Raw genomic sequence first — 15441 nt, 5'->3', positions numbered from 1 at the left:
TTTAAAATCCATGCTTTACTATTTTTTTGTTAAAAATCGTATATTTATAGACAATCATATTTAAAAATAGAAAAACTTATGAGATTGTCAACATATAAAAAATACATTTTATTAACGATAATTTCCAGTTGCTTCTTTTTGTTGCTATTTCTTGGCTTGTATTTTTACACGATTCAGCAGGAAAAAAATGATTATGACATTACTACTACCAATTTCAAAAAAGAAATTGACGCGCTTTTAGAATCGAGTTGGGCGCCATTCGAAAACCAAATAATCGACATGTCGTTTTGGGATGAATTCGTAACCTACGTTCATACAAAAGATGAAAAATGGTTCGATTTTTATGTAGGAACAGCCATTAATGTCTATGAATTAGATTTGGTATCTGTATATGATTTAAATGAAAACTTAATTCATGCTCGTACACGAGGAAAATACGAACAGGATATAATTCCGAAAGAAGTCTTTCAAGAACTCTACAAAAAAAAGTACATGACTTTTTTTATAAATAAAAACAATGTTTTTTATAAAATACACGCTTCAACCATACATCCATCTAACGACCCTACTAAAACAAAAAGTTCTCCAAAAGGATATTTTTTTATGGGTTTGCGTTTAGATAAAAATTACTTTAATAAAATTCGCAAAATTAGTAGTGCAACAAAATGTTCGATTTCAAATACCGAAATAGCTTCAGATAAAAACACAATCCATTTTTCAAAAAACCTATACGGTTGGAGAGGCAACCTCATTGGTAAATTTCAATTTGAGAAAAACTATACTAAAGATTTCTTTGTCTCTAAAATTGTTCTTGAAATAATTCTCCTATTCGGTTTGTTATATCTAATCGTTAATATCTATTTTTCTAAAAAGTGGATTTTCAAGCCACTGAAAACCATTACAAAAATTTTAGAGTCCAATCATAATTCAAATGAAATAAAGGAACTAAAAAAAGTGCAAGGCGAATTTGGTCATATTGGAGATTTGTTCGAAGAAAACAACAATCAGAAAATAAACCTAATAAATGCTAAACAACAAGCGGAAAAAAGCGACAACTTAAAATCTGTTTTCTTGGCCAATCTTTCCCATGAAATTAGAACTCCGATAAACGCAATTAATGGTTTTTCGGAATTACTATTACATTCGAAAACCAATGCAGAAGAGAAAACAGAGTATTTAAACATCATCAATCAGAGTGGAAAAAACTTAGTCAACATTATTGACGATTTAATTGAGATGTCTAAAATTGATTCCAATTTGGTGCAACCAACTTTTAAAAGTTTCAATTTAGAAAAAGCAATACAAGAGCTTTATGAAAGTGTAAAAATCACTATTCCTAGCAATAAAAAACTAGAATTCCTTTTAATTCCTCCTGCACAATCGTATGAAGAAAATATAATTACAGACGAAACCAAACTAAAACAAATCATTACAAATTTGGTCAATAACGCGGTGAAATTTACCGAAAAAGGGAAAGTTGAACTTAGTTATGCTATCGACCAAGAAAGTAAAAAATTATTATTTACCATTAATGATACTGGAGTTGGAATAACCAATGAAAATTTAGATAAAATATTTGAACGATTTGGGAGGATTGAAAACGATTTATCGATAAAAGTTGGAGGATTAGGTTTGGGATTATCAATAACTAAAGCCTATGTAGAACTTTTAAATGGTACGATTGAAATTTCATCTGAAGTTGGTATCGGAACTTCTTTTAAAATTGAAATACCGTTTAAAACCGAAGAAAATCAGCAAATTCCTCCGCTTGAAATTGCCAAAAAACTAAAAAAGAACAATGCGAATGTTACCATTCTTATAGCTGAAGACGACAACATCAACTTTTTATTATTTCAAAAAATTGTTCAAAATTGTAATTTTAAAATATTAAGAGCTGTAAATGGTGAAGAAGCTATCGAAATATGTTTTTCAAATCCAAATATAAATTTAATTTTGATGGATATTAAAATGCCTATCTGTTCTGGTTATGATGCCATCGCTAAAATTAGACCTGCATTTCCGAATTTAACTATTATCGCACAAACTGCCTATGCCGCAGATGAAGATAAACATAAAATTTTGAATTCAGGTTTTAATGATTACATTGCTAAACCACTCGACAGAACTAAACTTTTAAACCTGATTGCTAAATATTTAAACGAATAATGAAAGTATACCTATTACTCGCCTTTTTTGTACTTACCGCATGTTATAATCAAGAACGCAATTGTACCGATTTTAAAACTGGTAAATTCGAATTCACACAAACTATCGATGGTGTGGAAAAAAAATCGGTTTTTGAACGAACTGCAGAACTTCAAATTGAAACTTTCAATGGCAAAACAGATACGGCATCGATTCGTTGGGTAAACGACTGTGAATTTGTGCTTCAAAAACTTCATCCCAAAAGTATGCAGGAGAAAAAAGCTATCAGCATGAAAATTATAACTACGCATAAAAATGGTTATACTTTTGAATATGCATTTGTTGGTGAAGCAAAAAAACAACGCGGAACTGTAACAAAAATCAATTAATTTACGTTTAACAGCAGAATTATAAAACTAAAATACTAAATGGAACTTTTATTCAACCCAGATGCTTGGATTGCTTTATTAACATTAACCTTTCTTGAAATCATTCTTGGTATAGACAATATTGTTTTTCTATCGATTGTATCTGGAAAACTAGAAGAAAAAGATCAGCCAAAAGCCAGACGAGTTGGTTTATTATTAGCAATGGCTTTCCGAATTGTATTGCTATTTGGAATTACTTGGGTTTTAAGCTTACAAGATGTACTATTTCATATCGATTTAAGTTTCTTTAGTGCTGGAGTTACTGGACAAAGCATTATTATATTTGGAGGAGGATTATTTCTTTTATACAAATCAGTTACCGAAATTCATCACAAATTAGAAGGTGAAGAAGAATCTGAAAAAGGAAAATCAAGCAATACCTTATCTGGTGCTATTATCCAAATTGCGCTACTAAACTTAGTTTTTTCATTCGACAGTATACTAACTGCCGTTGGGTTAATTAGTATGAAAGAACCTTCTCAAGGTGGATTTGGCTACGAAGGCGCTTTAATTATTATGATTCTTTCAATTATCATATCAATTGTCATTATGATGATTTTTGCAGGGCCGGTAAGTAAATTTGTAAACAATCATCCAACCATTCAAATACTTGGTCTTTCGTTCTTGATTTTAATTGGGGTAATGCTTTTAGCAGAAGGTTCGCATTTAGCACACTTTAAATTCTTTGGAGGAACTGAAGTAAACAGTATTCCGAAAGGGTACTTATATTTCTCTATATTCTTCTCTTTATTTGTGGAGTTCCTCAATTTAAAAATGAAGAAAAGTAAAAATCCGGTCAAACTTCACAACAATACCATTGCTGATGAGAAACTGGAAGACACAGATATTACTAATTAAATCTCATAAAAAAAGCTCTCAAAATTTGAGAGCTTTTTATTAAATAATAGATAGTATCATATAGGCACTCATACCTATCATCAATACATCTTCAATAATAGTCACTGTACTCATTGGCAAATTAAACACCGCGCCCAAACAAGCACACTGAATTTTTCTTTTATTTAAAACTGACTGTAAAACTCCAACAACACTCACAGTCATCACAATAAACGTTATTCCATTAATAAGCAATGGTTGAAAATCGGTTAAATAAGCAAGTCCTAAAAACAGTTCCATAAAAGCATAGATATAAGCCCATATTGGAAAGCGTTTTGCAACAACATCATACATAACGTAACTTTCTGAAAACCCTTTTAAATCCAATAGTTTAAAAAAAGAAAAAACTAGAAAGAAACCGGACATAAAATGGCGCATCCATACTTCAAAAACAAACTTTTCACTATTCAATTGAATTAAAACTGTTACCAGAGTAATTAACGCAAAAATCAATATAATAGGCTTATAAGTAACAAATAGTGATTTGGTTTGCTCTATAGTTTCATTATGTTGCATAGCCGAAATGCTATACTTTTTATCTTTTTGAGACAAGGCTTCTTGCAATACATCTAACGGTATATGTTTATCCATAGTAATGGTAGCAGTATTATTCTCTTTTGAAACTATTACATTGCTAACATTATCGACCATCGACAAGGCTTGCTGCACTTTATTTTCGCAGTTGGAACATGTCATTCCTGATATTTTATATTCGTGTGTCATTTGTAAACTATTTATAATTACTAACAACAAAGTTCTAAAGAAAATCAGGAAATAAATTGTAGAATTTTAGATATGATTTGTAACTTTTACAAGTCTTCTATTTGCTTGCGTTTCTTTTCCTTCAATTTTTTATAATAACTAGGTGTAAAACCAGTTATCTTTTTAAACTGATTACTCAAATAAGCAACACTACTGTAATTTAAGGCATCGGCTATTTCAGACAAACTCAATTCGTCATACATTAAAAGCTCTTTAACCTTCTCAATCCGCTGTAAAATATAATATTTTTCGATAGTTATTCCTTCAACTTCAGAAAACAGATTGCTAATAGTATTATAATCGGAAGCAAGTTTTTCGCTTATAAAATCTGAAAGATTAATTTTATCGTTTCCTTTATTATAATGAACAAACTCAATAACAACTGTTTTAACCTGTTCTATTAAACGACTTTTTTTATCATTAATCAATTCAAAACCAAATTGTTTCAGTTTAGTAGCGATTTTTGCTTTTTGTTCATCCGATAATGTTTCTGTTAATGCAACTTCACCTAACTCTATTGCAGCTATATGAAATCCTAATTTTTCCAATTCCGATTGAACCACAAACTTACATCGGCTGCATACCATATTTTTAATGAAAATTTTCATTTCAAAGTATTTAGTGTTAAAACAAAAAAAGTAACGCTAATCGTTACTTTTTTGTTTGTTATATTATTCTAATGTTAGCGTAATCTGTCCGTCATCATCCAGACTAATATTATAATCGGTTAAATCGGTTCCATCGCCATCAGTGGATTGGGTAACTTCCATTTCTTCTGGAACTAATTCTATCGGCTCTTCATACACTAAAGGTTCTAACAAATTCACTTGTTTAAGTTTATCGGCAGTTAATTGATTCCCTAATGCTTTGATTCCTTTCACAGCAATAAACTGTTCCATGTCAATAGTTTGGTTTTCTTTTTGCACTCCTTTTACCTTTGCAAAAATCAGTTCTGCTACTGGACGCCAATCGGTAGAAACAATTTCTAACTGCGACTTTTCGTGTTCCGAAATGAATAGCTCTTCCTTGTTTTCGTTTTCGACTAAGAATCGTTTGATAAAATAACGCTCTTTTTCTCCATCGTAGTAAATTGCTGAAATTGGTTTTTTCGGATGCCATTTCTCAAGAATAATCATATCCTCATCAAAATGGGTAGTAAGTTCTGGAATAATCGTTTTTAATTTACCGGACTGATTGATAATTAACAAACGATCATTGGGTCTAAATTCGCCCAACAATTCCCCTCTTCCATCAACGTTTAAACGCTGAACGGTATCATCGAACCAAATCTTACGCGGACGTAATGTTGAAATACCTTTTTCTTTCAGTTCAATCTTCTTGATTGGATATTTAGAAACTGTATTCCCTTTAGACGCACGACCTTTAATGGCAATATCGGCGAAATCTAAATCCCACTTCAATTTTTTCACACTACCCACTTGGCGCAATAAAACGGTAACTACTTCCGCTTCCCCATTTGGATTATGCGAAAAATATAGTACTTGCGAACCTGCCTTTTCCTGTGTTAAATCGTAAGCTTTATCACGAGTAACACCAGATACATTAAAACGTTTTATGAATGACGACCCCGATTTACCATCGCGATAAATCATGTTGTAAATGGTACGTTTGTCGTTTTTATCAAAAACCGCAATGTGAATGATATCCTTTCCAACAAATTTTTTCTCATCAACTTTGGTTACCATCATGTTTCCATCGCGAAGAAATACAATTACGTCGTCAATATCGGAACAATCGGCCACATATTCATCTTTCTTTAAACCAGTTCCAATGAAACCTTCTTCCCTATTCACATATAGCTTAGTGTTTCGTAATACTACCTTAGTAGCTTCAATGGTATCGAAGTTTCTTATTTCGGTTTGACGTTCACGTCCTTTTCCGTATCTCTCTTTCAAACGGGTGAAATAATCTATCGCAAAATCAATCAAATGATCCAAATGATGTTTTACTTGAGCAATATCGCCTTCTAAAGCTTCAATCTTTTCTTGCGCCTTATCGATATCAAATTTAGAGATACGTTTGATTCGAATTTCTGTTAATCGATTGATGTCTTCAACGGTAACGTCACGCTTTAAGTGTTTGATATGTGGTTTCAACCCTGTATCGATAGCCGAAATAACGCCTTCCCAGGTTTCTTCCTCCTCAATCAAACGGTAAATTCTGTTTTCAATAAAAATACGTTCTAAAGAAGCAAAATGCCATTGTTCTTCTAACTCGTCCAATTGAATTTCCAACTCTCTTTTGAGCAATTGAACCGTTCGGTTCGTTGAAATCTTAAGCATATCAGACACGCCAATAAACAAAGGCTTATGATTTTCAATAACACAACCCAAAGGTGCTATAGACGATTCGCATGCTGTAAAGGCGTACAAAGCATCAATGGTTTTATCTGGCGACACACCTGGCGGCAAATGAATTAAAATTTCAACTTCCGCAGCGGTGTTGTCTTCAATCTTTTTAATCTTGATTTTTCCTTTTTCATTCGCCTTTAAAATACTGTCAATTAATGACGACGTATTGGTAGAAAACGGAATTTGAGTAATTACCAACGTTTGTTTGTCTAACTGCGAAATTTTAGCACGTACGCGTACACGACCACCACGCATCCCATCGTTGTAATTAGACATGTCGGCAATTCCTGCTGTTGGAAAATCTGGAAATATCGTAAACGGTTTTCCTTTTAATATTTTAACTGAAGCATCGATTAACTCGTTAAAATTATGCGGTAATATTTTTGTAGATAAACCAACGGCAATACCTTCTCCTCCTTGTGCTAAAAGCAATGGGAATTTTACCGGTAAATTGATTGGTTCTGCTCGACGTCCATCATAAGAAACGCCCCATTCTGTAATTTTTGGCGAATACAAAACATCGAGAGCGAATTTACTCAAACGCGCTTCTATGTATCGGGAAGCCGCTGCTCCATCACCTGTTAGGATGTTTCCCCAGTTCCCTTGACAATCAATCAGTAAATCTTTCTGACCGATTTGCACCATGGCATCTCCAATACTGGCATCTCCGTGTGGATGATACTGCATGGTGTGCCCTACTACATTCGCAACTTTATTATAACGTCCGTCATCCAACTCTTTCATAGAGTGCATAATACGACGCTGAACAGGTTTAAAACCATCTTCAATAGCAGGTACCGCACGTTCTAAAATTACATACGATGCATAATCCAGAAACCAATCTTTATACATACCTGTTACCTTGGTAATAGTATCTTCCGGATTACTTTCTTCGTTATTATAAAAATGTTCCCCTTCAAAATGACCGTCTTCAGATGTGCTTTCTTCGGACAAATTCTCGTCTTGAGGTGTCAATTCTTCTTCGTTAATATTTTCGTTTTCTTCGCTCATAAATTAGTTAACAATATTCAGTTAACAGTATTCAGTTGATAGTATTCATTTAATAGTACTCTATGGCAGCTAGATCTTGACCTTTTACCTTTCTTAACCCTAAAGTTCTTCCACCTTATCCAATTCCACTTTTAGGTTATTGATGATGAAATCCTGACGGTCTGGCGTATTTTTACCCATGTAGAATTCCAATAACGTTTCTATGGAAGTGGCTTTATCCAACATTACCGGATCTAAACGAATATCCTCGCCAATAAAATGTTTAAACTCGTCTGGAGAAATCTCACCCAATCCTTTAAATCGAGTAATTTCCGGTTTTGGTTTTAATTCTTCAATAGCATCAATACGTTCCTGATCGCTATAACAGTAAATTGTTTTCTTCTTGTTACGCACACGGAACAATGGTGTTTGTAAAATATACAAATGCCCTTCTTTGATAAGTTCAGGGAAAAACTGCAAGAAAAATGTAATTAATAATAAACGAATGTGCATACCATCGACATCGGCATCGGTTGCAATCACGATATTATTATATCGTAAATCTTCCATGCTTTCCTCAATATTCAAAGCCGCTTGAAGTAAATTAAATTCTTCGTTTTCGTACACAATCTTTTTAGTCATTCCATACGAATTCAAAGGCTTACCGCGTAAGCTAAAAACAGCTTGAGTGTTTACATCTCGTGATTTGGTAATTGACCCTGAAGCCGAATCCCCCTCGGTAATAAAAAGAGTACTTTCTAAACTTCGCGGATTTTTAGCATCGGTTAAATGTACACGACAATCTCTTAATTTTTTATTGTGTAAACTGGCTTTCTTAGCTCGATCTTTAGCTAGTTTACGTATTCCAGAAAGTTCTTTACGCTCCCGTTCCGCTTGCAAGATTTTACGAAGCAACGCATCGGCAACTTCTGGATTTTTATGAAGAAAGTTATCGAGATTGGTTTTAATGAAATCGTTGACAAAAGTACGAACAGAAGCTAAGCCTGGTCCCATTTCGGTAGAACCCAATTTGGTTTTGGTTTGCGATTCGAAAACCGGTTCTTCCACTTTTACAGAAATAGCCGAAACAATTGATTTTCGGATATCGGAAGCTTCAAAATTTTTATTGTAAAATTCTTTGATAGTTTTCACTATAGCTTCACGAAAGGCTCCCAAATGTGTCCCTCCTTGTGTAGTGTTTTGTCCGTTTACAAACGAATAATATTCTTCGGAGTATTGTGTTTTACTGTGAGTTAAAGCTACTTCAATATCATCGCCAATCAAATGGATGATAGGATAAACCATATCTTCATCTGAAATAGTCTCTTCCAACAAATCTTTTAAACCATTATCGGAATAAAATTTCTCGCCATTATAAATTATTGTCAATCCGGTATTCAGATAGCAATAATTTTTAAGCATCTTGATGATGTACTCGTTTCGGTATTTATAATGCTTGAAAATTGTTTCGTCGGCAACGAAAGTAACTTTAGTTCCTTTTCGTTTAGTGGTTTCTTGAACCTCTTCCTCTAATGTTAAATTTCCTGCAGAAAATTCGGCTGCTTTTTGCTGGTTATCACGAACCGATTCTACTCTAAAAAAAGTTGACAACGCATTAACCGCCTTGGTACCAACTCCATTTAAACCAACCGATTTTTTAAATGCTTTCGAATCGTACTTACCACCGGTGTTCATTTTGGAAACTACATCAACCACTTTCCCTAACGGAATACCACGTCCATAATCACGAACGGTAACCGTTTTATCTTTTACAGTGACTTCAATGGTTTTGCCGGCACCCATTACAAATTCGTCGATACAGTTATCCAACACCTCTTTCAAAAGGATGTAGATACCGTCATCGGGAGAAGAACCGTCACCCAACTTTCCGATATACATTCCGGGACGCATACGAATATGCTCTTTCCAATCGAGGGAACGTATGTTGTCTTCGGTGTACTGATTTTGCTCTAGCATATAAAATTTTTGGAATTTTTGCTAAAATAAGAGAAATCAGTCGGATTTAAAAGTGGTTTAGCGCAAAGTTATTGACAAAGAAAGGATTAGTTTTCAGTCGCAGTCTCAGCTTTCAGTAAGAGTGACGTTAATAAACTAGGTGAATTGGAGAAGGGAAAAAGTTAAAAGGAAAAAGGGAGAAGGTTGCTGAATATTTTTTACTTTTAACTTAAAACTCATTCATAGTGACAAAATATTCCCTTATCATAAACAGTCCATAAACTCGCTTTCTGGTTAGCGGCTTTCAAGGCACTGTTTGCCCAAGTGTTACAGGTGTAAAACAAACTATAACTTCCGTTTGCCTCATAAAAGGTATCATGAGTCCCATAAACAGCTTCGGTTTCAATCTTTATAAATTTATTCCCTTGCTTTTGAAATGAATGCTGAATAAAATCGATTAAACCTTTGTAGTTTTCTTCCGAAACAACAATTTTACGACAACGTTCATCTTGTTTCATCTTCTTATAAAATGTGCAATGCATTGCTGATGTACTCAAACCAGATGCCGCATTAAATGCCGTTGAAAATTTTAAATCGGCCCATGTAGGTGTATTCAAATAAAAACCTTTATCACCCCAACCAAAAGCCAAATATTTTGCTGTAGTATCTTTTGCTTTTGTATATTGATAAGGCACCTTTTCAGACCAATCTATGAGCTCCGATTTAACCGGAACAACAATATCGGTATGCACACCATTGGATAGTAAATATATTTCAATGCCTTTTTTAGGTTGAGAAATTTCAGCATTTACAGTTATTTTAGACAACCCAAAAACTGCTACAACGTAAAGAAGCAGAAACAATACTATTCCTAATATCGTTTTTAAAAATATTTTAAGAAATTTCATCAAGTGTGTTTTTAAATACAACAGCAATTATTGAGCCAAAAAAAACAAATTATTTAAAAGAATTACACGGTTTAATGAAAGAATAAACTCAGTTATTTTACAATCCAAAGCAAAACATTTTTATTGGATTTTTTCAGCATCGCATCGATAAGTTTCATGCTAGAATTTGAAACCGCAGGACACCCCCAACCTTCTGGTGTTCCGTTTGGATAAACTTCGGAATCGGACACTTCTTCCCAAGAATGAAGAACAATTTGCCGCTGCAAGGCATTACTGTTGGAGGGATCTTGTCCGTAAAGAAGATAATTAACATTTATTCCCCAATTGCTGTATCCGCGTTTTCCAATAATATATTTTCCAACAGAAGAAGCATGCGAGCCATCCACATTACTTATTTCAGGATTTTCTTTTGACCAATCTCTACCCCACGGATTACTGCCACATCCATGACTTACCATAAAAGAATGGTATATTGAATCATTTTTAAAATCCCATACATAAAATCGTTTTAACCCAGAATGTTTTTTCAAATCGATTAAAAAGAAAATATCCGCATTTAATCCTTTTCTAATACAAAATTCCTTAGCCTCTTTAGACTTCTCCTTCAACAAATCACTTTCTGTTTCTTCTTCTAATTTTTCCTGAAATAAAGAGTTCGAATCACTTTTATTTGCCTCTTTTTGAAGAATAGTTTGTGCAAAATTATTTTCTTTTACGTTACAGGAAGTAACAAAAAGCATCACCACAAAACACACTATAATTTCACTTGATTTTCTCATAAAAACGACGCAAAAAAGCATTCTTATTTAACTATCTAACATTTCCGTTTAACGCTTTTTTTACTATTTTATTTCAATTAAAAACTAAGTCCTTTTACAATATCTTTAATTTGATTATCGAAAATTTGATTGGAAATTTCCATTTTTTCCACATCGAAATTATCGTTAAAACTTGGAAGTGAAAACGTTGCAACAATGGTAGCTCCATATCTTGGAAAAGCATTTTTTGCTATCTCTAAAACCGATGCCCCTCCTCTACCGCCGGGTGAAGTTGCCATAAGCAGCATTGCTTTTTGTTGAAAAACATCTTTTTGTTGCCGTGAAGCCCAGTCGAAAATATTTTTAAAAGCCACAGAATAATTCCCATTATTTTCTGCCATAGACACAACAAGAATTTCTGCTTCACCAATTTTATTTAGAAAATCGGTTGCTAGTTGTGGTTTCCCAATTTCTTTTTCCAAATCAACACTAAAAAGCGGTAAAGCATAGTCATTTAAATCTAAAACTTCAATCTCAGCATTTTCAAACAAATGAGACACATAGGTTGCTAATTTTTTATTGATTGAGTTTTTGCTGTTACTACCTCCAAAAGCGATTATTTTCATATTTAAAATCTTTTTTACTTGACTTAAAAGTAATAAAAAAGCGAAACATATTTGTTTCGCTTTTTTATTACTCTATCTATTCTATTATACATTAAAACGGAAATGCATTACATCACCATCTTTCACGATATATTCTTTACCTTCTACTCTTAATTTACCTGCTTCTTTTACTTTAGCTTCCGAACCGAAATTCGAATAATCATCAAAAGCAATTACTTCAGCACGAATGAATCCTTTTTCGAAGTCGGTGTGAATTACACCTGCTGCTTTTGGTGCTGTATCTCCAATATTAATTGTCCAAGCACGTACTTCTTTAATACCAGCAGTAAAATACGTTTGTAATTTCAATAGTTTATACGCTGCACGAATTAACACTGCCGAACCCGGTTCTGTTAACCCTAAATCCTGCAAAAACATTTGACGTTCTTCGTAGCTTTCCAATTCGTTAATATCGGCCTCAGCCCCTACAGAAAGTATAATAACTTCAGCATCTTCATCTTTTACCAATTCACGAACCTGGTCAACATATTTGTTACCATTAACCGCAGCACTTTCATCTACATTACATACATACAAAACCGGTTTAGAAGTAATTAATTGGAAGCTCTCCATTAATTCTTCTTCATCTTGATTTTGCAAGGTAACCGTACGCGCCGATTTAGCATTTAACAACGTTTCTTTAATTCGATTTAAAAGCGCTTGTTCAGCTAAAGCTTCTTTATTTCCAACTTTAGCAGCTTTGTTCGCTTTTTCTAAACGCTTATCAACTGTTTCCAAGTCTTTTAACTGCAATTCAATGTCGATAGTTTCTTTATCACGAATTGGATTCACATTACCATCTACGTGAACAATATTGTCGTTATCAAAACAACGCAACACGTGAATAATAGCATTACATTCTCTAATATTTCCCAAGAATTGATTCCCTAATCCTTCGCCTTTGCTAGCTCCTTTTACCAAACCTGCAATATCCACGATATCTACAGTTGCCGTTTGAACACGCTCTGGTTTTACCAATTCCTCCAAACGTGCAATTCTTGGATCGGGTACGTTTACTACACCAATGTTAGGTTCGATTGTACAAAACGGAAAATTTGCGCTTTGTGCTTTAGCATTGGACAAACAATTAAAAAGTGTTGATTTCCCTACGTTTGGTAATCCTACAATTCCTGCTTTCATATTTTACTATTTACTGCTATTTCTATACAGCAGAGGTTTGAATGTGATTCTAAAAAGTGTGCAAATATACCATTTAAAATGAAAAGAATAAACTCCTTTACAAACACACGACAAAGATTAGCAATAACAATGTTTTATGATTTTTTTAATATTTTACCAAAAATATTCCTATTAACTTTGTTAAATACGAATAATAAAATCAAAATATTATGAAAAAGTTAATTTTAAGTCTTATCGCGATTATTGCATTCAATTACGCACAGTCCCAAAACAAAAACGTACAACAGGAGGTAAAAACTACTGTAACAACCATAAAGGATTCTGATGGTGAACGAAAAATTATCAAAAAAGAAAAAATTAATGAAGTTCAGAATATTGAATTACAAGATGCGGAATCTAAAAAACTCAATAAAGATGTAAAACAAACACCGGTTCAAGTTACCTCAACAACAGAAGTTACCGTTGATGGTGTAACTCGTACTGTAGATGTTGACCGATCGGCTTATTATTTGCTAAATGGACAAAAATATCAGGTAGCTGTAGACAAAAGTGGATACACCATGACTTTACCTGATAGCAAAAAAATGGCTCTTTTACGAAAAACATCCAACAACAATTATTTGTACATCAATAAAAATAAAGTCTCTGTAGGTTATTTTGACAGTGATGGAAATTTAATTTTAGAAACCTACGACGATAAGAACGACAAGATGACTCTTGAAAAATTTGAATTGATAAAAGAATAAATTGACATAAAAAATCCCGGTTAAACCGGGATTTTTTTTTATTCGTTATGCAAAAACGATTGTCTGTTAAGCAACGTATCTTCCGTTTCAACATGATTATCATCTGGCACACAACAATCTACAGGACATACCGCAGCGCATTGAGGCTCTTCATGAAAACCTTTACATTCGGTACATTTCCCAGGAACAATATAATAAATATCATCCGAAATTGGGGTTTGTGCCGCATCGGCATCAACTTCGGTACCATCAGGCAAAACAATTTTACCACTTAATCGCGTACCATCTTTCCAGCGCCAATCATCGGCACCTTCATATATTGCTGTGTTTGGACACTCGGGTTCGCAAGCCCCGCAGTTTATACATTCATCCGTTATTACAATTGCCATATTTTATACTTTATGCCATAAGCTATTGCTATTTGGCCTTAATAATTTGATAAATAAACGAAGCTTAATGCGTAAAGCGTATCGCTTAATACAAAAAGACTTATTTTTGTGCAAAATTACAATGTAAACCATATATAAACAAGCATCCGATGTCACAAAAAGAAATTATTACAGCTTTTATTGAGTTAGGGAAGTTTTTGAATCAATTCTCTGAAAAGGAAAATGTTATAAATTCTGAAGTGAAAAACAACGCCCAATTTTTTGATGATTTTATTGCTTTAATCGAATTATCGCAATCTCACAACGGATGGTTTACACCAGAACAAGTATATTTTTCCATTAATTCTTGGGCTGAAGCTTTAACTGAAGCCAACTTAAATCAATGGCTCGCTAACTATAATTTTAATGTCGTAAAACCCAAAACTGTCGGGTTAATTCTTGCCGGAAACATTCCATTAGTTGGTTTTCATGATTTTTTATCGGTGTTGGTTTCCGGTCACAACGTATTGGTAAAATTATCATCTAACGACCAAAAGCTTTTGCCTTTTTTAGCGAAATACCTAATTAGCATTCAGCCCAATTTAGAAAACAAAATTATTTTCGCCGAAGGAAAACTAGAAAATTTCGATGCCGTTATAGCAACTGGAAGTAATAATACAGCACGTTATTTCGAATATTATTTTAAAGATAAACCTAGCATCATTCGCAAAAACAGAAATTCAGCAGCCATTTTAAACGGAAATGAATCTAAAGAAGATTTAACCAAATTAGGTGAAGATATTTTCCGTTATTTCGGATTAGGTTGTAGAAACGTTTCCAAACTGTTTGTTCCAAAAGGGTATGATTTTAAATTGTTTTTTGAAGCGATATACCCATATGGCGACATCATTCATTATGAAAAATATGCCAGCAATTACGATTATAATAAAGCTGTTTTTCTGATGAGTTTGTTTCCATTACTAGACAACGAATTCTTGACATTGAAAGAAGACAACGGTTATTCCTCACCTATTTCATCTGTTTTTTATGAATATTATACCGATTTAGAATTACTAAAATCGCGTTTAATTGAAGATGAAGATAAAATTCAGTGTTTGGTTTCCAACGGATTAACACATAACAGCATTCCATTCGGACAAACTCAAAAACCAAAACTTTGGGATTATGCCGATAATGTCGACACCCTTGCATTTCTTAACAAAATATAGCCGTTTATACCCAAATTCACATTTATTGTCCCTTTGTTGTTATTTTATTTCTGAAATCGTTTCTTTTTTTGGAAATT

Annotated in this window: 14 protein-coding genes; 5 read left to right on the top strand and 9 right to left on the bottom strand. The window is 33.4% G+C overall.

Features of this window, described 5'->3' with window-relative positions; translation table 11 throughout:
• Positions 1 to 78: 78 nt before the first annotated feature.
• Genes ACZ1JT_RS10170 through ACZ1JT_RS10160 form a run of 3 tightly spaced genes read left to right on the top strand, consistent with a single transcriptional unit; the run spans position 79 to position 3431 of the window.
• Complete coding sequence (locus tag ACZ1JT_RS10170) at positions 79 to 2166, top strand: hybrid sensor histidine kinase/response regulator (RefSeq protein WP_465093712.1); 2088 nt, start codon at positions 79 to 81, stop codon at positions 2164 to 2166.
• On the top strand, positions 2166 to 2534 hold the full coding sequence (locus ACZ1JT_RS10165; protein ID WP_465093711.1) for a DNA topoisomerase IV: 369 nt from the start codon (positions 2166 to 2168) through the stop codon (positions 2532 to 2534). Before ACZ1JT_RS10170 ends, ACZ1JT_RS10165 begins: the two co-directional genes overlap by 1 nt.
• A 39-nt stretch (positions 2535 to 2573) precedes the next feature.
• A complete protein-coding gene (locus ACZ1JT_RS10160) occupies positions 2574 to 3431 on the top strand; it encodes a TerC family protein (protein ID WP_465093710.1) in 858 nt (285 codons plus the stop codon).
• Between the two features lie 39 nt (positions 3432 to 3470).
• On the opposite strand, the gene ACZ1JT_RS10155 is transcribed toward ACZ1JT_RS10160, so the two are convergent.
• From ACZ1JT_RS10155 to ychF, 8 genes are all read right to left on the bottom strand, one after another.
• The gene (locus tag ACZ1JT_RS10155; RefSeq protein WP_465093709.1) at positions 3471 to 4193 is read right to left on the bottom strand and encodes a heavy-metal-associated domain-containing protein; all 723 of its coding nucleotides are present in this window, start codon (positions 4191 to 4193) and stop codon (positions 3471 to 3473) included.
• Between the two features lie 86 nt (positions 4194 to 4279).
• A complete protein-coding gene (locus ACZ1JT_RS10150) occupies positions 4280 to 4840 on the bottom strand; it encodes a helix-turn-helix domain-containing protein (RefSeq protein WP_465093708.1) in 561 nt (186 codons plus the stop codon).
• Positions 4841 to 4903: 63 nt separating this feature from the next.
• Entirely contained in the window at positions 4904 to 7615 is a 2712-nt protein-coding gene (locus ACZ1JT_RS10145; RefSeq protein WP_465093707.1) for a DNA gyrase/topoisomerase IV subunit A, read from the bottom strand.
• Positions 7616 to 7714: 99 nt separating this feature from the next.
• On the bottom strand, positions 7715 to 9571 hold the full coding sequence (locus ACZ1JT_RS10140; protein WP_465093706.1) for a DNA topoisomerase IV subunit B: 1857 nt from the start codon (positions 9569 to 9571) through the stop codon (positions 7715 to 7717).
• A 215-nt stretch (positions 9572 to 9786) separates the two neighbouring features.
• On the bottom strand, positions 9787 to 10458 hold the full coding sequence (locus tag ACZ1JT_RS10135; RefSeq protein ID WP_465093705.1) for a TIGR02117 family protein: 672 nt from the start codon (positions 10456 to 10458) through the stop codon (positions 9787 to 9789).
• Between the two features lie 92 nt (positions 10459 to 10550).
• Complete coding sequence (locus tag ACZ1JT_RS10130) at positions 10551 to 11237, bottom strand: murein L,D-transpeptidase catalytic domain-containing protein (protein WP_465093704.1); 687 nt, start codon at positions 11235 to 11237, stop codon at positions 10551 to 10553.
• 77 nt (positions 11238 to 11314) lie between these two features.
• Positions 11315 to 11842 (bottom strand): NADPH-dependent FMN reductase, encoded by a 528-nt coding sequence (locus tag ACZ1JT_RS10125; RefSeq protein ID WP_465093703.1) that lies wholly within the window; start codon positions 11840 to 11842, stop codon positions 11315 to 11317.
• Between the two features lie 84 nt (positions 11843 to 11926).
• Positions 11927 to 13021 (bottom strand): redox-regulated ATPase YchF, encoded by a 1095-nt coding sequence (gene ychF / locus ACZ1JT_RS10120; protein ID WP_465093702.1) that lies wholly within the window; start codon positions 13019 to 13021, stop codon positions 11927 to 11929.
• A 209-nt stretch (positions 13022 to 13230) separates the two neighbouring features.
• Between ychF and ACZ1JT_RS10115 the strand changes: the two genes are divergently transcribed.
• Positions 13231 to 13767 carry a hypothetical protein gene (locus ACZ1JT_RS10115; RefSeq protein ID WP_465093701.1) on the top strand — a complete coding sequence of 179 codons (537 nt, stop codon included), beginning with the start codon at positions 13231 to 13233 and terminating at the stop codon, positions 13765 to 13767.
• Between the two features lie 38 nt (positions 13768 to 13805).
• Here ACZ1JT_RS10115 and ACZ1JT_RS10110 read toward each other — a convergent pair whose 3' ends face one another.
• Complete coding sequence (locus tag ACZ1JT_RS10110; RefSeq protein ID WP_465093700.1) at positions 13806 to 14156, bottom strand: 4Fe-4S dicluster domain-containing protein; 351 nt, start codon at positions 14154 to 14156, stop codon at positions 13806 to 13808.
• Positions 14157 to 14305: 149 nt separating this feature from the next.
• Between ACZ1JT_RS10110 and ACZ1JT_RS10105 the strand changes: the two genes are divergently transcribed.
• Positions 14306 to 15364: an acyl-CoA reductase gene (locus tag ACZ1JT_RS10105; protein WP_465093699.1), complete on the top strand. Its 1059-nt coding sequence runs from the start codon at positions 14306 to 14308 to the stop codon at positions 15362 to 15364.
• The last annotated feature ends 77 nt before the right edge of the window (positions 15365 to 15441 follow it).

The organism is Flavobacterium sp. IC2-16 (assembly GCF_055521455.1).
The sequence above is the reverse complement of the archived record's forward strand: the minus strand, read 5'-3'. Positions and strand labels throughout refer to the sequence as shown.